Below are 25,740 nucleotides of genomic sequence, written 5' to 3' on the forward strand. Positions count from 1 at the left end.
AGAGGACATGGAACTAGCCAAGCTCAAGCGTGGTGACGGCAAAGACGCGGTCGAGTGGCATTTTGGGCGGTTCGCCACGATACATTCGCGCCGTTTCGAACACCGGCGACAGTCCGGCCGCTTCGGCAAGCCTGATCGCGTCGATGTTGTCCGTAGGCACGTCCATATATACAGGCCGGCCCTTGGCCTCCGGCAGCAACTTGGCCAGCAAGGCCGATGCCACATCGGAACTGTTTGCAAACAGCGGACCGACCTTGTACCCCTCGAAACAGCGCCGGATCGTGCCGTAGCCGCGAATCTTGCTGCCGCTGCCGACCATGACGGATTTTCGTTTTTCCGGCGCGCCGCACCAGGCCGTGAGGAAGGAGTAGCGCAGCCCTGGAAAGATGGCGGCATCATATCGCAGCAAGCCTTCGAGCTTGTCCTGCGTGACCGGAACGACGTCCACCTTTGCTTCGCCTATATCAGGCATTCTCGGGACACCGCCATAGGCCATTTCAAAGCCGCTGCTGCGGTAGTTTTCCTGCTGCGCAACGACGCCGTCGAGACCGATGGTACGATTGCCCGCAAACGCCATGCCCTTCTTCCACAGCGCCTTGCCATAACCCTTGCCGCGAAATTCGGGGTGGACGATGTAGAGGCCGAGAAAGGCGAAGCTTTCGCCATAACGCACGACGGAAATACAGCCGACCGGCACTTCGCCGATCGCGCCTATAAAGAAGCCGGAAGGATCCGCCTCCCAAAATGCCAGGGCATCATCGACACCGGGATTCCATCCCTCCTGCCGCGCCCATTCGAGAGCGAGCTCCAATTCCCCAGCCCGCATTGTACGCACGGCAAAATTTGACTTCATGCACCAGCCCTGAACCGCCCCTTATGCATCATCCCCGCCGGAACGATTGCACCCAATTCATCATGCTGCAACGCGATAGCAATCACAAGCGATAAGCGATGCTATGCCTAATGGGTTAAATTCTTGGTGGCATTGGCGCGTAGGCGGCTGGATCGACCGATTGCGGCCGGCCTTCGAGCGACAGTTTCGCGATCCGCGCCGGCGTCTCGCTGATCACCTTGCCGTGCCGAACAACAAAAAGCCTCGCCGCACGCAATCGCACCGCTTCGATCGGATCGCGCGCCTGCAGCACGACGAGATCGCCGTTGCAGCCGACCTCCAGCCCGTAACCGTCGAGCCCCATCACTTTGGCCGGATTGACGGTGACCGCGTCGAAACAGAACCGCATCGCTTCGCGCGACGTCAATTGACCGACATGCAGTCCCATATGGGCGACATCCAGCATGTCGGCGCCGCCGAGCGAATACCATGGGTCCATGCAGCAATCCTGACCGAAGGCGATATTGATGCCGAATTCGCGCATCTCCTTGACCCGGGTCAGTCCGCGCCGCTTCGGATAGGTATCGTGCCGGCCCTGAAGCACGATGTTGATCAACGGATTGGGGATCGCGTGCACGCCCGCCTCAGCAATCAGCGGCAGGAGCTTGGAGACATAATAATTGTCCATCGAATGCATCGACGTCAGATGCGAGCCGGCCACCCTGCCCTGAAGGCCGAGCCTCACCGTCTCGGCGACCAGCGTCTCGATGTGGCGCGACAGCGGATCGTCGGTCTCGTCGCAATGCATGTCGACCATCAAACCGCGCTTTTCGGCGATCTCGCAGAGCGCACGCACCGAATGCGCGCCCTCGTCCATCGTCCGCTCGAAATGCGGGATACCGCCAACAATATCGACACCGAGATCCAGCGCGCGTTCCAGGTTCTGCGCCGCCGTCGGCGAGCGGTAATAGCCGTCCTGCGGAAAGGCGACGAGCTGCAGATCGAGATAAGGTGCGACTTTTCTCTTCACATCCAGCAGCGCTTCGACGGCAAGCAACCGGTCGTCGCAGATATCGACGTGGGTCCGCACGGCGAGCAACCCTTGCGACACGGCAAGATCGCAATAACGCAATGCCCGCTCTGCCACCGCCTCATGCGTCAGCAGCGGCTTCAACTCCCCCCAGAGCCCGATACCTTCGAGCAGCGTCCCCGATGTATTCAGCCGCGGCAGGCCAAGCGACAGCGTCGCATCCATGTGAAAATGGCAGTCGATGAACGGCGGCGAAACCAGTTGCCCATCGGCATCGATCACGCGCTCCGCCTCCCCTTCCATGCCCGGCTGAACAGCCACGATCTTGCCGCCGGCAATGGCGATATCCTGCCCCTCGCGGCCATCGGGAAGGCTGGCATTGCGGACGATGAGATCGAGCACCATGGGAGTTGCCTTTGGATTGGAAGGTCTATGCGGAATGTCTAGCACGACGCGGTGGGCAGGCAAGCCGCTCGTCCGGTGCGCCGGCGGGGTACCCGTCTTTATGACACTTCTGTCTCAACCGCCTGGATAAGCACCGCAACGTATAGGAGTCACCGACGATCCTGTGTATATAAGCGCAGATGGCCGCCAAAGACGGGCGTGCGTTCCGACGCTGAGTCCTGCGCTAGCAAAAGGATTGAAGTTTCATGCACATCACGATGATCGGTTCCGGTTATGTGGGTTTGGTGTCCGGCGTCTGCTTTGCCGATTTCGGTCATGACGTGATTTGTGTCGACAAGGACGCCGGCAAGATCGAGGCGTTGCGCAAGGGTGAAATCCCGATCTTCGAACCCGGCCTTGAACAATTGGTTGCCGACAATGTCCGCGCCGGTCGCCTCTCCTTTTCGACCGAGGTTGAAAGCAGCGTTGCCGCAAGTGACGTCGTCTTTATCGCCGTCGGCACGCCGTCGCGTCGCGGTGACGGCCACGCCGATCTCTCCTACGTCTATGCCGCCGCCCGCGAAATCGCCCAGCACGTCAAGGGCTTTACCGTCATCGTCACCAAATCGACCGTGCCCGTCGGCACCGGCGACGAAGTCGAGCGAATCGTGCGTGAGACCAATCCGGATGCCGATGTCGCAGTCGTCTCCAATCCAGAATTCCTGCGCGAAGGCGCTGCCATCGAAGACTTCAAGCGTCCCGACCGCATCGTCATCGGCCTCAACGACGAGCGCGCCCGCGGCGTCATGACCGAAGTCTATCGGCCGCTCTACCTCAACCAGGCGCCGCTGCTCTTTACCTCCCGCCGCACGTCGGAGCTGATCAAATACGCCGCCAATGCCTTCCTTGCGATGAAGATCACTTTCATCAACGAGATGGCCGATCTCTGCGAGAAGGTCGGCGCCAATGTGCAGGAAGTCTCGCGCGGTATCGGTCTCGACGGCCGCATCGGCTCGAAATTCCTGCATGCCGGCCCCGGCTATGGCGGCTCCTGCTTCCCGAAGGACACGCTGGCGCTCGCCAAAACCGCACAGGATTACGACAGCCCCGTGCGCCTGATCGAGACGACGGTTTCGATCAACGACAACCGCAAGCGCGCCATGGGCCGCAAGGTGATCGCGGCCATGGGCGGCGATATCAGGGGCAAGACCATTGCCGTCCTCGGCCTGACCTTCAAGCCGAATACCGACGACATGCGCGACAGCCCTTCGATCTCGATCATCCAGGCGCTGCAGGATGCCGGTGCCTCGGTAGCGGGCTACGATCCGGAGGGTATGGATAATGCTCGCCAGTTGATCGAAAACATCACCTATGCAGACGATGCCTATAGCGCCGCACGCGGCGCCGACGCGCTCGTTATCATCACGGAATGGAACCAGTTCCGCGCACTCGATTTCGGCCGGCTCAAATCCGTTATGAATGCCCCGGTTCTCGTCGACCTCAGAAACATCTATCGCCATGACGAGGTCACAAAGCACGGCTTTGCCTATACAAGCGTCGGCAGACCCTCCAGCGACGACACACTTTAGAGCGTTTACGCATTCCGAACGGAAAACCGCTACGCACTTTTCCTGGAAATGCTTTAAGCAAAGGCCGATCAATGCGTTATCTCATCACCGGCACCGCCGGCTTCATCGGATTCCATCTTGCCAAGCGCCTGCTCGACGAAGGTCATTTCGTCGTCGGCTTCGACGGCATGACGCCCTATTACGACGTCAAGCTCAAGGAGAAGCGCACCGCGATTCTCGCCCGCTCCAATGGCTTCAAGGCGGTCACGGGCATGCTGGAAGACAAGGCGGCGCTGGATCACGCGGCGGAACTGGCGGAACCTGACGTCATCGTCCATCTCGCCGCCCAGGCAGGCGTGCGTTACAGCCTGGAAAATCCGCGATCCTACGTGGATTCCAACGTCACCGGTTCGTTCAATGTGTTGGAGCTGGCGAAAAGCCTGCAGCCGAAACACCTGCTGCTTGCCTCCACCTCCTCGGTCTACGGCGCCAACGAGAAGATCCCCTTTGCGGAAAGCGACAAGGCCGACGAGCAGATGACGATCTACGCGGCGACGAAGAAGAGCATGGAGCTGATGGCGCATAGCTATGCCCACCTCTTCCGCATTCCGACGACCGCCTTCCGTTTCTTCACCGTCTACGGTCCCTGGGGCCGTCCCGATATGGCATTGTTCAAGTTCGTCGATGCCATCAGGAACGACCGGCCTATCGAGATCTACGGCGAAGGCAAGATGAGCCGCGATTTCACCTATATTGACGATCTCGTCGAAGGCATTGTCCGCCTTATCGGCGTCGTACCCTTAGAGGAAAACCGCGTCGTTTCCGAAACGGTCACCGATACGCTGTCGAAACACGCGCCCTTCCGCGTCGTCAATATCGGTGGCGGCCAGCCGGTCGGGCTGATGACCTTTGTTGAGACCATCGAAGCGATGCTCGGCAAGAAGGCGATCCGGCACATGCTGCCGATGCAGCCCGGCGACGTGCACAATACCTATGCCGTGCCGGACCTGCTGGTGGCGCTGACCGGCTTCAAGCCGCAGATCGAAGTCGAAGAAGGCGTGCGCCGTTTCGTCGAATGGTATCAGGAAAACTATTGAGCCGATGCCGCCAAAGGCGGCTCCTTGCCGGAAATCGATACTGCGGCATCAGATTGGCACTTGCCACGACTGCTTGATTTTCTGCATCGGAATTTCGGTCTTGATGTTTCTGACCCCCTTGATGCGGCCAAGATGCTCCATCTGGAACCGTCTGTATCCCTCCAAATCCGATGCTACGACCCGAAGGAGGAAATCGCAGTCGCCCGCCATGAGGTGGCACTCGACCACCTGCGGAAGCTTTTCGGCCGCCTCATAGAAAGCTGTCGTTGTCTCTTCGTCCTGACTTGAAAGCCATATTCGCACAAAAACCGTAAAGCCCATATCGAGCTTTGCGGGGTCCAGGATGGCGACATATTGCTTGATGATACCGGCCTCTTCCAACAATTTGACTCGCCTTAGACATGGAGACGGAGACAGTCCCACCTTTGCAGCCAACTCGGTGTTCTGGATTTTCCCATCCTGCTGCAGGACGCGGAGTATCGCGCGATCTAAGGAATCAAGTTTCATTGGAGTTTTCCGCCGGGAAGTACACAATATTTGGCATAGCATGCCAATTTTTGAAGATTTCAGCCGCAAAACGCAACCAAAATCGCAGACGACTGCGCTATTATCTCACTCCTATGTCGCGCAAGGTGTTGGCAATTTAAGACGAGAAGAGGTTGTGCAGGTGACGGACTGCGTTTCAGGTGATGTCAGCGTCCGGTCGCAGGCACGCTCGGAAGGATGGCGAGGCCTCAAGGATTCGATACCGGTGATGTTGGGCTTCGTGCCTTTTGCACTGGTGCTCGGGGCAAGGGCGACCGCTAAAGGATTCAGTCTCGGGGAAGTGCCCTTGATGACGGGGCTGAACTTCGGTGGCGGATCGGAGTTCGCGGCTGTCGAGCTTTGGACGTCTCCTCCGCACGTTCTCCTCATTGTCGCCATCACGTTTCTGGTCAACAGCCGCCACCTCCTGATGGGCGCGGCGCTAGCTCCCTTTATTCTGCATCTGTCGAAGAAAAAGGCGTTCATGGCGCTGTTCTTCATGTGTGATGAAAGCTGGGCAATAGGTCTCGCCGACGCAAAGAAGTCGAATACGACCTTGAGTCTCGGTTATTTCTTCGGCGTCGCTCTCGGCCTCTATTTCAGTTGGGTCATCTTCACGACGATAGGAGCATTCGTCGGACCTGTTCTTGGCGATGTCACACGATATGGCTTTGACATGGCATTCCCCGCGGTATTTTTCGTAATGCTGGCCGGAATGTGGAAAGGCGCAAAGGCGGCACTTCCCTGGCTGGTCAGTTTGCTCGTCGCAGCAACCACATACCTGGTGTTTCCTGGGGCTTGGTATGTTCCCGCCGGGGCTGTCTCCGGTGTATTCTCTGCATTCCTGCTGGCACGGACCGATGTTTGATCCTTCATTTGTTATTGCCATCATCTGCATGGCGGCGGCCACCTATCTGACGCGTATCGGAGGATACGTCTTCTTGCGCAACCGCACGCTAAGTCCCCGTTTGCGGACTGTAATGGAGAACGCCCCGGGTTGCGTATTGATCACGGTCATCGCGCCAGGCTTCGCCACCGGACGGCCAGCCGATCTCATCACCCTCGCGCTCACCATGTTGGCGGCGACCCGACTACCGGTGCTTCCCACGGTGCTGATCGCAATCGCTTCGGCTGGTATTCTGCGCCACATTCTGGCGTGAATCCCCACTCTCCAGGTAGGCTGGAAAAATGACAGAAATCGTGGAAGCAGAGTACTGGATAGAGAGCCCCGCCGGGCGCCTCTATGCCAAATCATGGGCGCCGCGCGATCTGAATTCCAAATCTCCGATCATCCTGTTTCACGACTCTCTCGGATGCGTCGCACTCTGGAAAGATTTCCCGCAGTTGTTGGCTCGTTCTCTCGGCCGACGTGTGATCGCCTATGATCGATTGGGCTTTGGTCGTTCCGATGCTCGTACGGACATTTTGGAGCGAGACTTCATTGCCCAGGAAGCGGAACACTTCGTTCCCCTCCTGTGCGAGCAATTGGCGGTTGGGGAATTTATCGCCTGTGGGCATAGCGTGGGTGGCGGCATGGCGGTGGAAACGGGGGCCAGGTTTGCCGGCTGCAATGCCGTGATTACCATCGCCGCCCAGGCTTTCGTGGAAGATAGAACCGTGCAGGGTATTAGGACCTCGCAACAGGAATTTGCGTCGGTCGACAATATTGCCCGGCTCGCCAAATATCACGGTGAGAAAGCTGATTGGGTGCTGCGCGCGTGGATCGAAACCTGGTTGGCTCCGGAATTCGCCGAATGGAACCTCGATGCCGCACTTGAGAAACTGGGTTGTCCGGTGATTGCCATTCACGGCGACCGGGATGAATATGGTTCACTTGCCCATCCACGTCGGATCGCGGCTGGGCGCGGATCATTCCATATTTTGCCGGACACCGGACATTCGCCGCATCGTGAACATCCCGCCCTGGTCATCAAGGTAATCGAAGACCTCTTGCTGATCCGGCCTATCCGGCCGGATGATAGGCCCGGTCGAAATAAATGAGCCCCTGCCCTCCGTCGCGCAGACGGATGGCATCGACTTCGCACATCAGAATATCGTGCGTGCCGCCATTGGCGCGGTGCACGATGCGGCAGTCGAACGAGACGAGCGCATCCTCCAATGCCGGCGAGCCGGTCGATAGTTCCGACCATGCGGCGGCGGCAAAACGCTCCGCTACCGGCGTCTTGCCGCCGAAGAGACGCGACAGGTCCTGATGCCCCTCGGAAAGCACATTGACGCAAAGCACGCCGTTTTGCGTGACAGCAGGATGAACCGAAGCGGTGCGATTGAGGCAGACAAGCAGCGTCGGCGGACTGTCGGAGACGCTGCAGACGGCGGTCGCGGCAAAACCGGCAAGTCCCGCCGGCCCATCGGTCGTCACGATGCTGACGGCCGCCGCCATCCGCGCCATGGCGTTGCGGAACTCGGATTTGACCACATCGGGATCGGCGACGGGTACCGCCTTCTCGATCGCCACGGATGTCTTCATGTTCATTCCCATCATCCCCACCGTTTGTGCCGGACCCTGGCAAACTTAGTGGGTCGAGACCTCTGTCTCAAGCAACGATGTTGCTCGCAAACCGTACCTAAGGAGCAATAAGTTCTCTATAAAATCTATATACAAAAAGAAAAACAATTTCCTCCCTGCGTTTCGCGCCTCTCTCCTCCTACCGCACGCCAAGTTCGCCACGCACAGCGGCCAACATCGTAGGTGCACACAAAAAGGCAGCGGCACGCCCGCAAATTGATGCTTTCCCCCGCTATCGTCCTTGCCTTATCCGTTACGGAAGAGAAGCGCATGAGAGGAAATGGCGATGGCGAAGCCCTTCTACTGGAACGAACTGACGACCTACGATTTCGCCGGTCTTTCGCCCGACACCACCATTGCCGTTCTGCCGATCGCCTCGACCGAGCAGCACGGCCCGCATCTGCCGATCGCCACAGACGTGGCTATTGCCAACGGCATGCTGGCCGAACTGAAGGCGCAGCGTCCTGACGATCTCGACTTCCTGGTGTTGCCGACCCAGGAAATCGGCAAGGCCAACGAACATATCTACGGCCCCGGCACGCTCTCACTCGGCGCGGAACTGCTGATCCCCGTCTGGACGGCGATCGGCGCCAAGGTTGCCGAAGCCGGCCTCCGCAAGATGGTTATCGTCAATTCCCATGGCGGCAATCTCGATATCATGGGCATCGTTGCGCGCGAATTGCGCGTACGCCACCAGATGGCGGTCGTTGCCACGCAATGGACGCGCTTCGGCACGCCGGACGGCATGATCAGCGACCATGAACAGCGCTATGGCATCCATGGCGGCGACGTAGAGACCTCGCTGATGCTGCATTTCCGCCCCGAACTGGTCCGCATGGACAAGGCCGAGAATTTCGTCTCCAAGGCGGAATGGATGAAGGAGCAGTCCAACTATCTGCAGCCGCTGCCGCCGCATTCGCTCGCCTGGATCGCCCACGATCTCAATCCGAACGGCGTCGTGGGCAATGCCGCCAACGGCACGGCGGAAAAGGGCTCCCTCATCTGCCGTCATCAGGTGCAGGGCTTCATTGAATTGCTGCGCGATCTCCGGGACTATCCCCTGTCGAACCTCTATTCGAAATAGGCGTCCGGCCGGCGGCGTTCCGGCACCGCCAGAATATGTCCCTTGGCCTGCAGTTCCTCCACCAAGCCGGCCAGTTCGGCGAGCAGATATTCCACGAACAGGCTGGTCGCTGCATCGAGCGGCGCCCGCGTGCGGGCAAAGAGCTTCATTGGCTGATGCCGCGAATGCGGCTCGGCGATCGGCCGGAACACCAGTTCGCCGCGCCGGCATTCGGCGATGACGTCGAGCGGGTTCAACAGCGTCAGCCCTGCCCCGCATTTGACCAATTGCTTCAGCATCTCCGACGCGTTGCTTTCCAGCACCGGCTCGACCTGCACCGATAGCCGCGCCAGCGTCAGATTGATGATCTCGCGCAGGCTGGTGCCCGGCTGCGCCAGCAGCAGCCGCTCTTCCACGACATCGGCGAGATTGATCGGCCCAGATCCGATCAGCGGATGCCCCGGCGGCAGCACGACGCCGATCGGAATGTCGAAATTGCCGAGCGAACGGATGCCGGGTGTCGCCGGGATGTTGAAACCCAGGCCGATATCGACTTCGCCTGACAGCACCGGCGCCATGGTCGTGGAACCGGCATCATTGCGCAATTGGATGAAGACGCGTGGATGTTCCGACAGGAAACGCGCGATGATCTCCGGCAAAGGTCCGGAGGCGAGCCCGACCGTCGTGACGATCCTGACCTTGCCGGCCTGCTGCATCTTGAGACTGCGGATGCGCCCCTCCAGCCGGTCGTAGTTCTTCAGCACCTCGCGGATATGCTCGATGCAGAGCTCGCCTGCCGCCGTCAGCCTGAGCCCGCGCGGCAACCGTTCGAACAGCGGCGCTCCCATCTCTTCTTCCAGCGCCAGGATCTGCCTGTTGATCGCCGAGGATGCCACATTGAGCCTCGCCGCCGCCTTGCGGATCGAACCGCAGCGGGCGATCTCGTTGATATAAAGAAGTCGCCTCGAGTGCAGCATTCGCATCCCCATTGCATAAATTTTGCCCAGGCCGCACAATTTAGGCACGGGCGCAGGCTGAGATGCCTAAAAGGCATCAATGCGCACGAATTTTGATGCTTTTCAAAGCGCAACGCAATCGCTCAAATGCGGAAAATGGGCGTCGCTGGTGGCGTCCCATGGCAGATAAGGGGAACAACCGGCCATGTCCAATGCATTGAAGACCAAAGCATTTCTCGCCGTCATGGGCTTGGTGGCCGCCGTCGCCGCTGCTCAGCCGGCAAACGCCCTCGACAAAGTGACCTATGGAACCAACTGGCTGGCCGAGGCGGAACATGGCGGCTTCTATCAGGCGATCGCCGACGGAACCTACAAAAAATACGGCCTGGATGTTGAAATCGTCCAGGGTGGCCCGAACGCTGCCAACCAGGCGCTGCTGATTTCCGGCAAGATCGACTTCTATATGGGCAGCCCGCAGCAGGAAATCGATGCGGTCAAACAAGGCATCCCGATTGTCGACGTTGCCGCCATCTTCCAGAAGGACCCGCAGGTGCTGATCGCCCATCCGGACGCCGGCGTCGACAAATTCGAGGACCTCGCCAAGCTGCCGACGATCTTCCTCGGCAAGGACGGTTACGTCACGTTCTTCGAATGGATGAAAGCGAATTTCCCGGGCTTCAAGGACGAGCAATACAAGCCTTACAATTTCAGCCCGGCGCCGTTCCTGGCCGACAAGCAATCGGCGCAGCAAGGCTATTTGACCTCGGAACCCTATGAAATCCAGAAGCAGACCGGCTGGGAACCGAAGGTCTTCCTCCTCGCTGACAACGGCTATTCGCCCTATTCGACGATGATCACCACGCAGACATCGCTCGTTCAAAAGAACCCCGACCTCGTGCAGCGTTTCGTCAGCGCCTCGATCGAAGGCTGGTACAACTATCTCTACGGCGACAACAAAGCGGCCAACGATCTGATCAAGAAAGACAATCCCGATATGACGGATGGCCAGATCGCCTATTCCATCGCCAAGATGAAGGAATACGGCATCGTCGAATCCGGCGACGCGCTGGACAAGGGCATCGGCTGCATCACCGACGCGCACTATAAGAAATTCTTCGACGAAATGGTGCAGATCAAGGTGTTTACCGCCGATACGGACTACAAGAAAGCTTTTGACCCGCAATTCGCCTGCAAGGGCGTCGGGATGACGCTGAAGAAGTGACGGCAAGCAGAGCAGCCCCTCTCCCCGCTTGCGGGGAGAGGGTTAGGGTGAGGGGCAATTCTTGCTCCAAAGCCGATTGCTGACATCGACAGAGAGCCGAACTATGAGCATACCCAATGCAACCGCTGTCTCCTCGACAGAAGCGCATAAGCGGCCGCTGGTCGTCATGGAGCAGGTCTCCAAAGTCTTTTCCAACGGCACGCTGGCGCTCTCCGGCATGTCGATGAACGTTCAAAGCGGCGAGTTCATCAGCCTGCTCGGCCCCTCCGGCTGCGGCAAGTCGACGGCGCTGCGCATCATCGCCGGTCTCGGCGGCACTTCCAGCGGCACGATCGACTGGCCGAGTTCACGCATCAACTCCAAGGGCTTGCCGGAGGGCGATATCGGTTTCGTCTTCCAGGAGCCGACACTGCTGCCCTGGAAGACGGTCTTCGGCAATGTCCACCTGCCATTGAAACTGCGCGGCGTTTCCAAAGTGGCCGCCTACGACCAGATCATGGGAACACTGGCGACCGTCGGCCTGCAGGATTTCGCCGACGCCTATCCGCGCGAATTGTCCGGCGGCATGAAGATGCGTGTCTCCATTGCCCGCGCGCTGGTCACCAAGCCGAAGCTGCTGCTGATGGACGAGCCCTTTGCGGCCCTCGACGAGATCACTCGCCAAAAGCTCAACGACGATGTGCTGCGGCTGTGGAAGTCCACCGGTATCACGGTGATCTTCGTCACCCATTCCGTCTACGAGTCCGCCTATCTCTCAAACCGCATCGTCGTGATGAAGGCGCGCCCTGGCCGTGTCCACGCCGACTTTCCACTGGATACCCGCAGCGAACGCGACATTCTCTACCGGTCTTCCGAGGAATACCGACAGGTTTGTGAAAAAGTGTCTCGCTCCCTGATCGAGGCCATTGGTTGGCTGGAGGCCCATTGATGAGCGACAGCACCAGCCTGCCCGCCAACCTCTCCGCAGAGACGACCGAAAAGCCGGCGGAATCGGCCGTGCGCGCGGGAATTACCGAGCGACTCCTCGGAATTTTCGTACCGCTGCTGACCGTCTTCGTCTTGGTCGTCCTCTGGCAGCTTCTCGTCGTCGGCGCCAGCATTCCGCAATATATTCTGCCAAGCCCTCTCGCCGTCGCGAAAGCGCTGGTGTCCGATTGGGGCATCCTCTCGCCGGCGCTCTGGGTAACGACCGAGATCACCTTCATCTCGCTGGCGCTGGCGCTGATCGGCGGCGTCGGCATTGCGATCTTCCTCGTGCAATCGCGCTGGATCGAACTCGCCTTCTATCCGCTGGCCGTCATCCTACAGGTAACGCCGATCGTGGCGATCGCGCCGCTGATCCTGATCTATGCGCCGACCCGCGAAGCCGCGCTGCTGATCTGCGGCTTCCTCGTCGCCTTCTTTCCAATCCTCTCCAACATGGTGCAGGGACTGAAGAGCGTCGACCATAACCTCCTGAATCTCTTCGATCTCTATGGCGCCTCGCGCTGGCAGACGCTGTGGCATCTGAAGCTACCGGCAGCCCAGCCCTATTTCATGACGGGCCTCAGGATTGGCGGCGGCCTGTCGCTGATCGCCTCCGTGGTCGCGGAATTCGCCGCAGGCTCCGGCGGTCCCAATTCCGGCCTCGCCTTCCGCCTGCTCGAAGCGCAATATCGTCAGAACATGCCGCGCCTGTTCGCCGCCCTGCTGCTGCTCTCGGCACTCGGCGTCGCCATCTTCGCCCTCACCTCGTTCATCTCATGGCTGAGCCTGCATCGCTGGCACGAAAGCAGCCTCAAGCGGGAAAACTGATGTCCTATTCCTTCATGTCCCCGCCGAACGCCGCGCGCTTCGTGCTGAGCAACGCCACCGTCCCCGCCGTGACGCTCGTCGGGTTTACCGGTCAGGCAAGCGAAGGTCTTGTCAAGGCCGACATCGTCGTTGCGGACGGCCTCATCAAGGATATCCTGCCGGCGGACAGCGCGCCGGCAGAATTCGCCAAGGCCGACGTGAGGGACGGCATGGTCTGGCCGACCTTCGCCGATATGCATACCCATATCGACAAGGGCCATATTTGGGAGCGCCGCGCCAATCCGGACGGCAGTTTCGTGGGCGCTCTCGACGCCGTGCGCGCCGACCGCGAAGCCAACTGGTCGGCTGCCGATGTCAGGAAGCGCATGGAATTTTCGCTGCGCTCGGCCTATGCCCACGGCACCAGCTTGATCCGCACGCATCTCGACTCGCTGGCGCCGCAGCACCGCATTTCCTTCGAGGTGTTCTCGGAGGTGCGCGAGGCCTGGAAAGACAAGATCGCGCTGCAGGCCGTCGCCCTTTTCCCACTCGATGCCATGGCGGAGGACGCGTTCTTCGCCGATCTCCTGATGGTCATCCGCGATGCCGGCGGCCTCATCGGCGGCGTCACGCAGATGACCCCCGATATCGATCGTCAGCTTGACAAGCTGATCCGAGCCGCGATGGACAACGGCCTCGATATCGACCTGCATGTCGATGAAACAGAAGACAAGCAGGTGCTGACGCTGAAGGCGATTGCCGAGGCCGTACTGCGCAACGGCTTCACCGGCAAGGTCACCGCCGGCCATTGCTGCTCGCTTTCCCGCCAGGATGAGGATGTTGCCGCCGCCACTATCGACCTTGTCGCCAAAGCCGGGATCTCCGTCGTTTCCTTGCCGATGTGCAACATGTATTTGCAGGACCGCCATGCGGGCCGGACGCCCCGCTGGCGCGGAGTCACCCTATTCCATGAGCTGGCAGCCGCCGGCGTGCCAACCGCCGTTGCCTCCGACAACACACGCGATCCCTTCTACGCCTACGGCGACCTCGACCCCGTCGAAGTCTTCCGCGAGGCAGTCCGCATCCTGCATCTCGATCATCCGCTGGATACGGCTGCCCGCGTCGTCACCACCTCGCCTGCCGATATTCTCGGCCGCCCCGATATTGGCCGTATCGTCGTGGGCGGCCCTGCCGATCTCGTCCTCTTCAGCGCCAGACGCTGGAGCGAATTCCTCTCCCGTCCGCAGTCCGACCGCGTCGTCCTTCGCAAAGGCAAAGTGATCGACCGCAGCCTGCCGGATTACCGCGAACTAGATACCGTTATTGGAGCCTGACATGCCGGATTATCAGCTCATCAAGAAAGAACTCGAAGGCATCGCCGTCGAAGACAATCCGGCGCTGGTGCGCCAGAAGAGCCGCGATTTCTACTGGTATTCGCCAATCCTGAAGGCACAGCTCGACAATGTCATCGCCGACCTCGTTGTCACACCGAAGACCGAGGAAGAGGTTATCCGAACGCTGAAGGTGGCCTATGCCCATGATGTGCCGGTCACCCCGCGCGGCGCCGGCACTGGCAATTACGGCCAGGCCATGCCGCTCTCCGGCGGCATCGTGCTGAACCTTGCGGCCATGAACAAGGTCAAGGAAATCCACCCCGGCCGCGTCATCTGCGAGCCGGGCATCGTCATTGCCGAGCTCGACCGCCAGACCAAAGCGCATTCCGGCCAGGAGCTGCGCTTCCACCCCTCCACCGCGCAGACGGCGACCATCGGCGGCTTCATCGCCGGCGGCTCCGGCGGCGTCGGCTCGATCACCTGGGGTGGCTTGCGCGATATCGGCAATATCCTGCGACTACGCGTCGTCACCATGGAATCCGAGCCGCGCGTCCTCGACCTCACCGGCTGGGACCTGACCAAGGTCAGCCACGCCTACGGCACCAACGGCATCATCACCGAGATCGAAATGCCGCTCGCCCCGGCCTATGACTGGGTGGACGTGCTGGTCGGCTACGACGATTTCATGGATGCCGTGCGCTTCTCGGACGCGCTCGCCAAATGCAACGGCATCCTGGTCAAGGAGATCGCGCCGATTGCGGCACCCATCCCTTACGAATATTTCGCCCGCCACAAGCCCTATATCCGCCAGGGCCAATCGATCGTGGCGCTGATGATCGCGCCGCATTCCATGGACCCGTTCCTGGCCTTCGCTAGCCAGCAGAAGGGCGAGATCACCTTCCGCTCCGACAAAGTCGAGAGCATGAAGGGCATTCCGCATGCCTATGAACTCGCCTGGAACCACACGACGTTGCGCGCCATCAAGATCGACCCGACCATAACCTATCTACAGGTACAGTATCCCAGCCCGGATCACGTCGCCAAGGTCCAGAAGATGGTCGAGATCTTCGGCGACGAAGTGCCGGGCCATCTCGAATTCATCAAGTTCGACGGCCAGATCCAGTGCTCCGGCCTGCCGCTGGTGCGCTACACGTCGGAGGCGCGGCTGGAAGAGATCATCCGCATCCATCAGGATCACGGCTGCCCGATCTTCAATCCGCATCGCTACACGCTGGAAGAAGGCGGCATGAAGCAGACGGATACCGTCCAGCTCGCCTTCAAGAAGGAGACCGATCCGAAAGGCCTGCTGAACCCCGGCAAGATGATCGCCTGGGACAATCCCGACTTCGATTTCACGGCCGGCCAGAACTATCTCTTCCCCGGTCTTGCGGCGCTGATGGAGGCCTCATGAGGGTTCTCGTCCTCCATTCGCATCCGGTCGAGGAAAGCTACGGCGCAGCCCTACATCGGCAGACGATCGAGAGCCTGAAAGCGGCCGGCCATGAGGTCGACGACTGCAATCTCTACGCAGAGGGCTTCGACCCCGTAATGTCGCGCCACGATAGGATGATCTATCACGACTATCCGGAGAACACCGAGGCCGTGAAACCCTATGTCGATCGCCTGCAATGGGCAGAAGCGCTTGTCATCGTCACGCCGGTCTGGAACTTCGGCTTTCCGGCGATCCTAAAAGGCTATTTCGACCGCGTCTGGCTGCCGGGTGTCACGTTTGAGCTGGTGAATGGCAAGGTGACCTCGAAACTGCGGCATATCCGCAAGCTCGGAGCTGTGATGACCTACGGCGCCGATCCCTTCCGCGCCTTCATCGTCGGCAACCCGCCGAAGAAGATTATCAAGCGCATGCTCCGCGCCATGATCAAACCTTTCGCTCCGGTAGTCTTCCTCGCCCATTACGACATGAACCGCTCCACCGACGAGACGAGAAAGCGGTTTCTGGAAAGGGTGAAACGGGAAATGGAGCGGTTCTGACCGGCGCAGTCGACAGAGCCACGCTTCGCAGCGAAGACACCACTCACATCACCTTCGCCGCGGTCACCTCGACCTCCACCAGAAACTCCGGCCGCGTAAACCCGTTGACGATGATCAGCGTCGAGGCCGGCTTCGGATCAAGCGTGTAGCGGTCGCGCACGGCCATATAGGCTGGGAAATCCTCGCGTTTGGTGACGAAGCCGGAAATGCGGATGACGTCGGCGAAGCTCATGCCCGCCTCCTCGAGGATCGCCTTGATCGCCTCGAAGCAGAGTTCCGCCTGGCTGGTGATGTCTGGTGGAATGCTGTCGTCGAGGGCAATTCCGAGTTGGCCGGAGGTGACCAGCAGGCTTGCGCCCGGCGGTACGAGCAGCCCGTGATTATAGTTGCCGAAGGGGCCGCGAACGGAGGGCGGGTTGAATGTTTTCTTCATCGGCATCGGTTCCCTATGGTCACGCCGATTTCAGCATTTCACCGTCAGCCGGGCAAGCCGCTTAGAGCATGTCGCGCAAAAGTGTGCAGCGGCTGCGATAACGACACGCGCTTTAGAGCGCTTGCGCCGGCTCTACCGCCCGGTTTCGCCGCACTTCCAGCAGGATATGTCCGAAGAGCGCGGCAAGCACGATCGGGCCGCCGATCAGCGTCGCCTGCGACGGCCGCTCGGCGAGGAACATCCAGACCCACAGCGGCGTCAGCGGCACTTCGAGCGATGTCAGCAGGCTGGCATCGGCTGCCGGTATCAACCGCGAACCGAAGGTATAAAGGCTAAGACCCATCGCGTTCTGGACGATGCCGAAGGCGATGATCAGGCCGAGATCATGTCCCGACACCATCGTCGGCGACGCGAACCAGAAGGTGATGAAGGAGCAGAGCCAGGCAGACAAGGCCATCGCCGGCAGCATTGGCACGTCCCGGTGCTGGCGCATGACGACGGCGAGACCGGCAACTGTGAACGTCATGACGCCGGCCAGGACCTTGCCGAGCCAACCACCGCTGCCAACCGCCTCACCGGAGAGCATGACGATCACGCCGAGGAGTGCCACGGCGCTGGCGACGAGCGTCGCCATGCTTGGACGCTCCTTGATGAAGACATAGGCGACGCCGGCGGTAACGAAGGGCACCGTCGCATAGATGACCATCGCATCGGCGACGGAGGTGTAATAGATCGAGCCGATGCCGCTGATCATGGAGGCGGTGGAAAACACCGTTGCTGCCAGCGACGGCCAACGCATGGAGCGAAGAATGCGCCAGGCCCTGCCGCGCTCGATATAGAAAAACAGCGTAAAGACGCCGAGGCCGGAGACGATGCCCCGACAGAAGAGGATGGTCATCAGATCGGCGTGAATCAAGCGCACGAACAGACCGGACGTCGACCAGGCCAGCGCCGAAAACGCCACATAGATCACACCCAGCCGATATTGCTGCTGCTCCGCCAGCGTCACGACGAATCCTCCCCCAACCTTTTAGGCTTCGACTATTAGCGAGCGCTGGGAGAGCCTACAAGCGAAGCCAGCGGCGCATGATGTCGTTGGTGCAAGAAGTTGCAGAACCGCCACGCCTGCCCAGCCCAAACCAGCTTCCCAGTCTTGCAGATATTCCGGATGCGTTTAGGGTACCAAATATTCGGCAGAGGGAGAATCAATGCAGCTACTGCTGGCAGGCCTGTTTGCATGCGGCTGCGTGAGCTTGGTCGACGGCCCGCTATGGCCGCGTGCCGAAAGCTACATCGATACGGCGATGGTATGCAGTCAAAGCGCCGATCCAGGCAATTGCCGGCACACGCGGGATACGTGGAAGACCGAATATGACGCCGCGACCACCGGACAATATCAGGACCAGCGAAATGTCGCGTTCTGCCTGAGCACAGGCTGTGACAATGCCATCCAGCCCGATAAGGTGCTCGGCTGCGCCTGGCGCATCGTCATCATGAATTCGAGACACGCGGAACTGGACAACACCGACACCGTGAATCTCAAGCAGTTCTGCGGGCCCGCTTATGTCGATCACGCCGGACGGCAAGCAGCCGAAGCTCAGGCGCAGACAATGCTGGAACTCATCGGAAAAGGACTGGGCGCGTAGCGGCCGATAGTCGCCACGCGCCCGATTTCCTTCACATTTCAGCATATGGCGCGAAGAAACCTCGGATCGCCTCGATCTCGTTCTGGCGGATATCATGGCCGCCTAGATGCCAATCGAGTGTCACCACGGCCTTCTGCCGCGTGAAATAATCCGCCAGCGCTTTGGTCACCGGCGCCGGCGAGATCGGGTCGCGTTCACCGGCGGTGATCAACACCCGGCGGCCGTCGAGCCTGGCATTGTCGCGCGGCTGGAACGGAATGAGCGGATGCATCAGCACGGCGGCGTCGAAGAGATCGCCATGCTCGATCAGCACATTGGCGAGAATATTCGCGCCATTGGAGAAACCGAGGCCAAGCACCTGCGAAGCGCCGTGGTCGACCGCCAGGCTTTTGACATAGGCCGCCATCTTTTCCGTTGCGCGGGCAAGGTCCGCCATGTCGTAGACGCCCTCGCCCGTGCGCCGGAAAAAGCGCGCCGCACCATGTTCCGAAACATCGCCACGCGGCGAGACGATGGTCGCTTCCGGCAGCAGGCGGCTGCCGAAATCGAAGAACTGGTTCTCGTCACCGCCCGTACCGTGGAAGGTGAATAGAATAGGTTTGCCAGGTGCACCGGGCTTTACCCGGTGCACATAAGTCGTATCCGTCATGATTCCCCCCGCATTAAGCATCCAACGGTTCGAGATGCTGCTCGAGCAGCGCCCGCAGATGAGCGTGCTGTTCCGGCAGCTTCAGTGCCTCGCCAAGATGGGCCGTATCTTCGTCACGATTGAAACCAGGTTCGTTCGTGGCGACCTCGAATAGCACGCCGCCTGGCGTGCGAAAATAGATCGCCCAGAAGTAGTCACGATCGATGACGGGCGTCACCTGATATCCCGTGTCCAACAGCGCCTTACGCACTTCGAGCTGCTTTGCGCGGTTTTCGACGGCAAAGGCGACGTGGTGGACCGAACCCGCGCCGGGAAGCGCGCGGCCGATGTTCGGCATGGTTTCAAGATCGACAAAATCGGCACCATTGCCGCCGGGAATGGCGAGCCGCTTGACGCCTTCATGCGTGTCGACCACTTCATAGCCCATATATTTCAACAGCTCAGCCGTGGCGCCCTCGTCCCGCAGCCGCATGGCGACGGAATGAAAGCCCCTGATGGCATGCTCGGCATCGACGCCGCCATGCGTCCAGGGCTCACGACGATCGTCCTTGACCTCGACGAGCGCGAAACCGTCGCCATCCGGGCCGGCGAAATGGAGGCGCTTCTGGCCGAAGGACTCATCGGCCTTCAGAGCCTCGACGCCCTGCTTGCCAAGCCGGTCCGTCCAATAGCCGATCGCGCCTTCCGGAACGGAGAAAACGGTATTGCCGACTTCGCCGGTGCCCGGACGGCCGCGAGCCATCTTCGGGAACGGGAAATAGGTCATGATCGTACCGGGCGTGCCGATCTCGTCACCGTAATACAGGTGATAGACATCGGGTGCGTCGAAATTGACCGTCTTCTTGACGCGGCGCAGGCCGAGCGTATCCGTGAAGAACTTGTTGTTGGTTCGGGCATCTTCCGCCATCGAGGTAACGTGGTGAAGACCCTTGATCTGATTGAGCATCTCTAACCCCTTGTCTCGCCCGCAACGGCAGGCGTTTCTCATGAGCAGAAGATGGTCCCAGAGGCCGCTTTTCGATAGCCCCCAATAGCCAAACGGATTGTCTCCGATTGTTGAACGATAAATTGCGATCGTTCAATGAAGCCGCTTTGCTCAATGTCCAGCCTGTAGCCTATTGCCTAAGGCGAGCACGCATACTAACTTAATCTAGACAGTCTAGCCAGGAGATCGGTCGATGGATTGGCCATTGCAAGACGCCAAGAATCAATTCTCGAAAGTCGTGCAGAAGGCACGCAGCGAAGGTCCGCAAACTGTGACACTGCGCGGCGAGCGCGCGGTCGTTGTTCTCTCCGCGGAAGACTATGACGCCTTGCGCGCGGGAAAGCCGAGCCTAGTGGACGATCTGCTATCGGGGCCAGCCTGGGATGATGAGCTGGCCGACGCGGTGACAACGCGAGACAAGACCCCAAGCCGGGATGTCGCCTTCTGATGTATCTGATCGATACCAATATCATTTCTGAAGCGCGTCGCGGCACTATCGAAGCGATATCCTGGCTGCGCACAGCCGACCCATCGACCGTCTATCTCAGCGTCATCACACTCGGCGAAGTCATGCGCGGGATCGCCCTTAAGCGAAGGACCGATCCACGCGCCGCCGCACATCTGGAAGAATGGCTGCGCAAGCTTCGCCACGATCACAGCGGCCGCATCCTGCCCATCACGGACCAAATCGCCGTCGAATGGGGCCGCATCGCCGCGCTACGTCCTCGCGGCGATGCCGACGGGCTGATCGCGGCCACTGCAATCGTCCATGATCTGATTGTCGTTACGCGCAATGTCAGCGATTTTGACGATACCGGCGTGTCGGTGATCAATCCTTGGGATCAGGCATCTTACTGACGGCCCGGATCACTCGGCAGGGACCAGTCGATCGGATCCTTGCCATGTTCGGCAAGATAGGCATTCGCCTTGGAGAAATGCTGGCAGCCGAGGAAGCCGTTATGGGCCGAAAGCGGCGATGGATGCGCGGCTTTCAGCACGAGATGCCGCTCTGTATCGACGAAGGCAGCCTTCTTCTGCGCATAGGAGCCCCAAAGCATGAAGACCACGCCGTCGCATTCGTCGTTGACGCGGCGGATGACGGCATCGGTGAAGCGCTCCCAGCCCTTGCCCTGATGTGAGGCGGCTTGGGATTCCTCGACCGTGAGCACGCTGTTGAGCAGAAGCACGCCCTGCTTCGCCCAGCTTTCGAGAAAGCCATGACGCGCCGGCGGGATGCCGAGATCGGTCTCCAGTTCCTTGTAGATATTGACCAGCGACGGCGGGATACGTACGCCGGGGCGAACGCTGAAGCAAAGCCCATGCGCCTGGCCGATGCCATGATAGGGGTCCTGCCCAAGGATCACGACCTGCACTTCATCGAGCGGTGTCAGGTCTAAGGCTCGAAAATATTCGCTGCCCCGCGGAAAGATCACCTTGCCGCGCTGTTTCTCTTCGACGAGAAAGGATTTGAGCTGCTGCATATAGGGGCTGACAAATTCCTGCGACAGCGCCTCTTTCCAGCTTTCCTCCAGCTTGATGCCCGCTTCCGCCATCGTCCCTTGCCTCCATCCTTTGTCAGCATGTCGATTGAGGATGAAAGGGACGGCGTGTCAAGGAAAGGACTTCCATTACGGCAGGCAGATCACAGCTTTCCGGCGGTGGACGTCGCCAGAGACGGCGATTGCATTCTCTCCCCCGTCGAGATCAGCAAGGCTTCGCGTTCGGCCTCAGGCATGGCACGTACTCGTCGCCTCACCGTGAGGCGGATCGCAGCAAATCCGGCCAGCATCAGCACCACTTTGCTGCCGATACCGAAGGCCGGCATGACGACCGCCCATATGGATAGATCAAAGGCGATGGCAACGAACACATTGAGCGCAGCGGACAGGAACATCAGGCCAGCCCAGGCAAAGCCCACATAAATAGCGACATCGGGCGCGACTGTGCGGGCGATAGCCGGCAGATACCGATTCATCCAGCCCGGCTTAAGCATCACCACGCCGACAATCGAGTAGATAATGCTCGGCTTGAATAGCGCGAAACGCGGATCGCCCGTCAGCAGCGTTGCCGCGCCTGCAGCAATGACCAGAAGGAGGCTCAGCCACTCCATGGTATCGATTGGCTTCCGTCGGAGGTATTGAATCCCGATTTGGACAAGGCCAAACGCTATCGCCGAGCAAGCCGAAAGGGCCGCATTATGCGTGAGGGAAAGCAGAACGACGAAAAATAGGCTGGAGGCCAAATCGGCGAGCAGCAGCCTGACCGCATCGAAAAAGCTTTTCACCGCACTTCGGCCCTTGTCGCGACTTCTGTAAGGGTCATAAAGCCACCAGCTATCGCCATCAAGAGATGGCACTCAATCTTTCCGTAATCACCCCTTAACCCGCGCCATCTGCGGATCATAGAGCGGCTCCAATGAGACCTGGCAAGGCACACGGCGTTGGGCAACGTCCAGCTCATATCGGCCGCCAAGCACGAAATCCTCGGTCACGCCATCGGGATCGCGGATATAGCCGTAGCCGATCGGCTTGCCGATCGTGTGGCCATAGCCGCCGCTCGACAACCAACCGACACGTTGGCCGTCACGATAGATCGTTTCGCGGCCAAGCAGCACGATTTCCGGATCATCAGGCACGAAGCAGGCAAACAGCTTCTTCACCCCAGAAACCAACTGCCGCTCGATGGCCTCCCGGCCGCGGAAGGCGATATTCTTTTTCATCTTCACCGCCCAGCTCAACCCGGCCTCGACCGGTGTGTGGTCGGGGCCGATGTCGGAGCCCCAGGCGCGATAGCCCTTTTCCAGCCGGCAACTTTCGATCGCGCGGTAGCCGGCATTGACGAGCCCATGGTTGCGACCGGCGGCCATCAGCGTATCGTAGACCGTGGCCGCATATTCCACCGGCACATGCAGCTCGTAGCCAAGCTCGCCGACATAGGTCATGCGCAGCGCTCGCACCGGGCAGCCGGCAATGCCGATGGTCTTCACCCGCAGGAAAGGAAACGCGGCGTTCGAAACATCGTTCGAGGTGACGGATTCCAGCACTCTGCGCGAATGCGGTCCCATCAACGACAGCACGGAATAGGCAGAGGTGACATCCACCAGTTCGGCATGCATGTCGGCCGGAATATTCCGGGCGATCCAGTCGAAATCATGCGTGGCAAAGCCTGTGCCTGTCGTGATGTAGAATTCGTTCTCGGCGACGCGCGCCACGGTGACATCGCATTCGATGCCGCCCCTGTCATTCAGCATCTGCGTATAGGTCAGGGCGCCGACCGGCTTGGCGACGTCGTTGGAGGCGATCCACGAGATCGCCGCTTCGGCGTCTCGTCCCTTCAGCACGAATTTTGCAAAAGACGTCTGATCGAAGATCACGGCTGCCTCGCGCACCGCTCGGTGCTCGCGACCGACCGCATCGAACCAGTTCTGGCGGCCATAGGTATAGATATCCTTCGGCTCCTCGCCGGCAAAAAGATCGGCGAACCAGTTTGGACGCTCCCAGCCGAGCTTTTCGCCGAAACAGGCGCCTTGCGCCTTCAGCCGGTCGTAAAGCGGCGACTTGCGGCAGGGGCGGCCGCTTGAATGCTCTTCGAACGGCCAGGCCATGGTGTAATGTTTGCCATAAGCCTCGAGCGTGCGGGTGCGCACCCAATCCGTGTCGAAATGCGGGCGGCCGAAGCGTCTGATGTCGACGGGCCAGAGATCGTAGGGCGGCTCGCCCTTCGCCACCCACTCGGCGAGCGCCATGCCGGCCCCGCCGGCCGACGCGATGCCGAAGGCGTTGAAGCCGGCGCCGACGAAAAAGTTCCGGAGTTCCGGCGCCTCGCCGAGGATGAAATTGCCGTCGGGCGTAAAGCTCTCAGGCCCGTTCAGAAGCTGCTTGATGCCCGCCGTCTGCAGCGCCGGCACACGCATCAGGGCCTGCTCCATGATCTGCTCGAAGTGATTGAAGTTGCTGTCGAGCAGCGTGTAGTGAAACTCCTTGGGAATGCCGTCGACCGCCCAGGGGATCGGATTGGGTTCATAACCGCCCATCACCAACCCGCCGACCTCTTCCTTGTAATAGGTCAACCTGTCGGGATCGCGCAGCGTCGGCAGGTTGGAGGGGACCCCGAAGGATTCGGTGATGAGATACTGGTGCTCGACGGAGACGAGCGGCACGTTGACACCGAAGCGCGCCGCAAAGCTCCGTGTCCACTGCCCGGCGCAGACCACGACACGCTCACATTCGATGCGGCCCTTGTCGGTGATAACGGCACGAATCCTGCCCTTGTCGATCTCCAGATCGAGAACTTCGGTATCCTCGAAAATCGAAACGCCGGCCATGCGGGCGCCCTTCGCCAGCGCCTGGGTGATATCGGAGGGATTGGCCTGCCCGTCGGTCGGCAGATAGGCGGCACCGACGAGATCGTCTGTATCCATCAGCGGCCAGAGATCGAAGGCCTCCTTAGGCGTCAGCAGATGCATCTGCAGCCCGAAGGATTGCGCCGTCGTTGCCTGCCGCTTCACCTCCGTCCAGCGTTCCTCATTGCAGGCGAGGCGCAGGCCGCCGTTCATCTTCCAGCCGGTAGCAAGCCCGGTCTCGGCCTCCAGCCTCCTGTAAAGATCGACGGAATAGCCGAGCATCTGCGTGATATTGGCGCTGGTCCGCAATTGTCCGACAAGACCGGCCGCATGGAACGTAGTTCCCGAGGTCAGCTTCTTTCGCTCCAGCAAGACCGTGTCTGTCAAGCCGAGCTTGGCAAGGTGATAGGCTGTTGAACAGCCGACGATCCCTCCGCCGATGACGACCGCCTTTGCTGTATGTGGCAGTTCCCTCATCGCATCACCTCAAGAATTCCGGAATGATTGATAGGCACGTTGAAATCGCGCCAGATTTTCGCTCGTATAGGCTGAATAATCGAAATCGATATGGGAATGGATTTCGGAAACCATGCTCCACATCGTCTCGCGCAACAGCGAAGCGCATTTCATCGCCTGGTAGCGCCGACACAGATCCTCGCTCACCGGCGCCTCGAAATAGGCCTCCAACATCGCCGTTTCCTGGCGTTCGGAGAATTCATTGTTGGAGGCAAGCCCCCCGAGATCGAAGAGCGGCGTGTTGAATCCCGCATAATCCCAATCGATCAGCCAGAGCCTTGTCCCATCGTCGAGAAAATTGCCGGCCAGCAGATCATTGTGGCCGAAAGCGATGTCAAAAGGCCCAGCAGCCTGCTCCAATCGCTCGGCAATTTCGAGGAAGGAAGGCAGCAATGCTTCATGCCGGCTGCCGCCTTCTTTGAGAACGGCGGCATAGTCGCGCACGACATGAAAAACCCAGAAGATCATCGCGGCGCCACGAAAATGTTTCGCGACATTCTGGTGGCAGGAACGGACAAGCGGTACAATGCGCTCCAGCATCAAAGGGCCGCGAATATCCTCCGCTGCAAGCGGTTTTCCATCGATGTAGTCCAGCACAAGGATGCCTGGTTCATGGTGAATGACAGCAGGCGACAACCCCGCCGCATGCGCGGCCTTGCTCGCGGCCAGTTCGTTGGCGCGGCTGATATGGTGCACCGGAATGTCCGTCCCGAGCCGGACGACGAAACGTCGGCCGCTATCGGTGACCAGATAATTACGATTGGTGATGCCGCCCACGAGCGGAGCGATCTCGATCGATCCGCGCCAGATACCAAGAGCCTGGATCTTGTCTTCGGGCGTGACGACCATCCCTCCTCCAGCGCAATAAT

28 protein-coding genes are annotated in these 25,740 nt (G+C 60.0%); 15 read left to right on the plus strand and 13 right to left on the minus strand.

Annotated elements, in window-relative coordinates; genetic code table 11:
* Positions 1–13 precede the first annotated feature (13 nt).
* Complete coding sequence (locus NXC24_RS15040; protein WP_104824029.1) at positions 14–853, minus strand: GNAT family N-acetyltransferase; 840 nt, start codon at positions 851–853, stop codon at positions 14–16.
* A 115-nt stretch (positions 854–968) separates the two neighbouring features.
* Entirely contained in the window at positions 969–2,267 is a 1,299-nt protein-coding gene (locus NXC24_RS15045; RefSeq protein ID WP_104824030.1) for an amidohydrolase family protein, read from the minus strand.
* Positions 2,268–2,512: 245 nt separating this feature from the next.
* Between NXC24_RS15045 and NXC24_RS15050 the strand changes: the two genes are divergently transcribed.
* Together NXC24_RS15050 and NXC24_RS15055 are read left to right on the plus strand one after the other, a co-directional pair.
* Positions 2,513–3,835: a UDP-glucose/GDP-mannose dehydrogenase family protein gene (locus NXC24_RS15050; RefSeq protein WP_104824031.1), complete on the plus strand. Its 1,323-nt coding sequence runs from the start codon at positions 2,513–2,515 to the stop codon at positions 3,833–3,835.
* A gap of 71 nt (positions 3,836–3,906) precedes the next feature.
* Positions 3,907–4,911, plus strand: coding sequence for an NAD-dependent epimerase (locus tag NXC24_RS15055; protein ID WP_104824032.1), 1,005 nt, complete (start codon positions 3,907–3,909; stop codon positions 4,909–4,911).
* Between the two features lie 48 nt (positions 4,912–4,959).
* Here NXC24_RS15055 and NXC24_RS15060 read toward each other — a convergent pair whose 3' ends face one another.
* Positions 4,960–5,418 carry an Lrp/AsnC family transcriptional regulator gene (locus NXC24_RS15060; RefSeq protein ID WP_104824033.1) on the minus strand — a complete coding sequence of 153 codons (459 nt, stop codon included), beginning with the start codon at positions 5,416–5,418 and terminating at the stop codon, positions 4,960–4,962.
* 40 nt (positions 5,419–5,458) lie between these two features.
* Here NXC24_RS15060 and NXC24_RS15065 point away from each other — a divergent pair, with 40 nt between their 5' ends.
* Genes NXC24_RS15065 through NXC24_RS15075 form a run of 3 tightly spaced genes read left to right on the plus strand, consistent with a single transcriptional unit; the run spans position 5,459 to position 7,437 of the window.
* Entirely contained in the window at positions 5,459–6,304 is an 846-nt protein-coding gene (locus NXC24_RS15065; RefSeq protein ID WP_104824034.1) for an AzlC family ABC transporter permease, read from the plus strand.
* Complete coding sequence (locus tag NXC24_RS15070; protein ID WP_104824035.1) at positions 6,297–6,596, plus strand: AzlD family protein; 300 nt, start codon at positions 6,297–6,299, stop codon at positions 6,594–6,596. The genes NXC24_RS15065 and NXC24_RS15070 overlap by 8 nt, the downstream gene beginning before the upstream one ends.
* A 28-nt stretch (positions 6,597–6,624) precedes the next feature.
* A complete protein-coding gene (locus tag NXC24_RS15075) occupies positions 6,625–7,437 on the plus strand; it encodes an alpha/beta hydrolase (protein WP_104824036.1) in 813 nt (270 codons plus the stop codon).
* On the opposite strand, the gene NXC24_RS15080 is transcribed toward NXC24_RS15075, so the two are convergent.
* The gene (locus NXC24_RS15080; protein WP_104824037.1) at positions 7,400–7,930 is read right to left on the minus strand and encodes a flavin reductase; all 531 of its coding nucleotides are present in this window, start codon (positions 7,928–7,930) and stop codon (positions 7,400–7,402) included. The genes NXC24_RS15075 and NXC24_RS15080 overlap by 38 nt on opposite strands.
* Positions 7,931–8,249: 319 nt before the next feature.
* On the opposite strand from NXC24_RS15080, the gene NXC24_RS15085 reads away from it, so the two are divergent.
* Positions 8,250–9,047, plus strand: a complete 798-nt coding sequence (locus tag NXC24_RS15085; protein ID WP_104824038.1) for a creatininase family protein — start codon at positions 8,250–8,252, stop codon at positions 9,045–9,047.
* Here NXC24_RS15085 and NXC24_RS15090 read toward each other — a convergent pair.
* The gene (locus NXC24_RS15090) at positions 9,035–10,003 is read right to left on the minus strand and encodes a LysR substrate-binding domain-containing protein (protein ID WP_104824039.1); all 969 of its coding nucleotides are present in this window, start codon (positions 10,001–10,003) and stop codon (positions 9,035–9,037) included. The genes NXC24_RS15085 and NXC24_RS15090 overlap by 13 nt on opposite strands.
* A 184-nt stretch (positions 10,004–10,187) precedes the next feature.
* Here NXC24_RS15090 and NXC24_RS15095 point away from each other — a divergent pair, with 184 nt between their 5' ends.
* The 6 genes from NXC24_RS15095 to NXC24_RS15120 all read left to right on the plus strand — a co-directional run bounded on the left by NXC24_RS15095 (position 10,188) and on the right by NXC24_RS15120 (position 16,300).
* Positions 10,188–11,204, plus strand: coding sequence for an ABC transporter substrate-binding protein (locus NXC24_RS15095; protein WP_104824040.1), 1,017 nt, complete (start codon positions 10,188–10,190; stop codon positions 11,202–11,204).
* Between the two features lie 103 nt (positions 11,205–11,307).
* Entirely contained in the window at positions 11,308–12,132 is an 825-nt protein-coding gene (locus tag NXC24_RS15100) for an ABC transporter ATP-binding protein (RefSeq protein WP_104824041.1), read from the plus strand.
* Complete coding sequence (locus NXC24_RS15105) at positions 12,132–12,998, plus strand: ABC transporter permease (protein WP_104824042.1); 867 nt, start codon at positions 12,132–12,134, stop codon at positions 12,996–12,998. Before NXC24_RS15100 ends, NXC24_RS15105 begins: the two co-directional genes overlap by 1 nt.
* The gene (locus NXC24_RS15110; RefSeq protein WP_104824043.1) at positions 12,998–14,311 is read left to right on the plus strand and encodes a cytosine deaminase; all 1,314 of its coding nucleotides are present in this window, start codon (positions 12,998–13,000) and stop codon (positions 14,309–14,311) included. The genes NXC24_RS15105 and NXC24_RS15110 overlap by 1 nt, the downstream gene beginning before the upstream one ends.
* A 1-nt stretch (position 14,312) precedes the next feature.
* Positions 14,313–15,722, plus strand: a complete 1,410-nt coding sequence (locus NXC24_RS15115; protein ID WP_104824044.1) for an FAD-binding oxidoreductase — start codon at positions 14,313–14,315, stop codon at positions 15,720–15,722.
* Complete coding sequence (locus tag NXC24_RS15120; RefSeq protein WP_104824045.1) at positions 15,719–16,300, plus strand: NAD(P)H-dependent oxidoreductase; 582 nt, start codon at positions 15,719–15,721, stop codon at positions 16,298–16,300. The genes NXC24_RS15115 and NXC24_RS15120 overlap by 4 nt, the downstream gene beginning before the upstream one ends.
* A 43-nt stretch (positions 16,301–16,343) precedes the next feature.
* Here the strand turns inward: NXC24_RS15120 and NXC24_RS15125 are convergent, their stop codons facing one another.
* On the minus strand, positions 16,344–16,733 hold the full coding sequence (locus tag NXC24_RS15125) for a Rid family hydrolase (protein ID WP_104825181.1): 390 nt from the start codon (positions 16,731–16,733) through the stop codon (positions 16,344–16,346).
* Positions 16,734–16,845: 112 nt separating this feature from the next.
* Positions 16,846–17,742: a DMT family transporter gene (locus tag NXC24_RS15130; RefSeq protein ID WP_104824046.1), complete on the minus strand. Its 897-nt coding sequence runs from the start codon at positions 17,740–17,742 to the stop codon at positions 16,846–16,848.
* Between the two features lie 199 nt (positions 17,743–17,941).
* Here NXC24_RS15130 and NXC24_RS15135 point away from each other — a divergent pair, with 199 nt between their 5' ends.
* Entirely contained in the window at positions 17,942–18,379 is a 438-nt protein-coding gene (locus NXC24_RS15135) for a hypothetical protein (RefSeq protein WP_104824047.1), read from the plus strand.
* 31 nt (positions 18,380–18,410) lie between these two features.
* On the opposite strand, the gene NXC24_RS15140 is transcribed toward NXC24_RS15135, so the two are convergent.
* Positions 18,411–19,028: an alpha/beta hydrolase gene (locus NXC24_RS15140; RefSeq protein WP_104824048.1), complete on the minus strand. Its 618-nt coding sequence runs from the start codon at positions 19,026–19,028 to the stop codon at positions 18,411–18,413.
* Between the two features lie 13 nt (positions 19,029–19,041).
* Positions 19,042–19,974: a VOC family protein gene (locus NXC24_RS15145; RefSeq protein WP_104824049.1), complete on the minus strand. Its 933-nt coding sequence runs from the start codon at positions 19,972–19,974 to the stop codon at positions 19,042–19,044.
* 232 nt (positions 19,975–20,206) lie between these two features.
* Between NXC24_RS15145 and NXC24_RS15150 the strand changes: the two genes are divergently transcribed.
* Positions 20,207–20,461, plus strand: coding sequence for a type II toxin-antitoxin system Phd/YefM family antitoxin (locus tag NXC24_RS15150; protein ID WP_104824050.1), 255 nt, complete (start codon positions 20,207–20,209; stop codon positions 20,459–20,461).
* Positions 20,461–20,871: a type II toxin-antitoxin system VapC family toxin gene (locus tag NXC24_RS15155; RefSeq protein ID WP_104824051.1), complete on the plus strand. Its 411-nt coding sequence runs from the start codon at positions 20,461–20,463 to the stop codon at positions 20,869–20,871. The genes NXC24_RS15150 and NXC24_RS15155 overlap by 1 nt, the downstream gene beginning before the upstream one ends.
* Here the strand turns inward: NXC24_RS15155 and ung are convergent.
* The 4 genes from ung to NXC24_RS15175 form a co-directional block, all read right to left on the minus strand.
* Entirely contained in the window at positions 20,865–21,566 is a 702-nt protein-coding gene (ung, locus tag NXC24_RS15160; protein ID WP_104824052.1) for a uracil-DNA glycosylase, read from the minus strand. The two genes, NXC24_RS15155 and ung, sit on opposite strands and share 7 nt — an antisense overlap.
* A gap of 89 nt (positions 21,567–21,655) precedes the next feature.
* Positions 21,656–22,369 carry a septation protein IspZ gene (locus tag NXC24_RS15165; protein ID WP_348632694.1) on the minus strand — a complete coding sequence of 238 codons (714 nt, stop codon included), beginning with the start codon at positions 22,367–22,369 and terminating at the stop codon, positions 21,656–21,658.
* Positions 22,370–22,384: 15 nt separating this feature from the next.
* Positions 22,385–24,832: an FAD-dependent oxidoreductase gene (locus NXC24_RS15170; RefSeq protein WP_104824054.1), complete on the minus strand. Its 2,448-nt coding sequence runs from the start codon at positions 24,830–24,832 to the stop codon at positions 22,385–22,387.
* 9 nt (positions 24,833–24,841) lie between these two features.
* The gene (locus tag NXC24_RS15175) at positions 24,842–25,720 is read right to left on the minus strand and encodes a choline kinase family protein (protein ID WP_104824055.1); all 879 of its coding nucleotides are present in this window, start codon (positions 25,718–25,720) and stop codon (positions 24,842–24,844) included.
* Positions 25,721–25,740 lie beyond the last annotated feature (20 nt).

This window comes from Rhizobium sp. NXC24 (assembly GCF_002944315.1).
Lineage (GTDB): Bacteria > Pseudomonadota > Alphaproteobacteria > Rhizobiales > Rhizobiaceae > Rhizobium.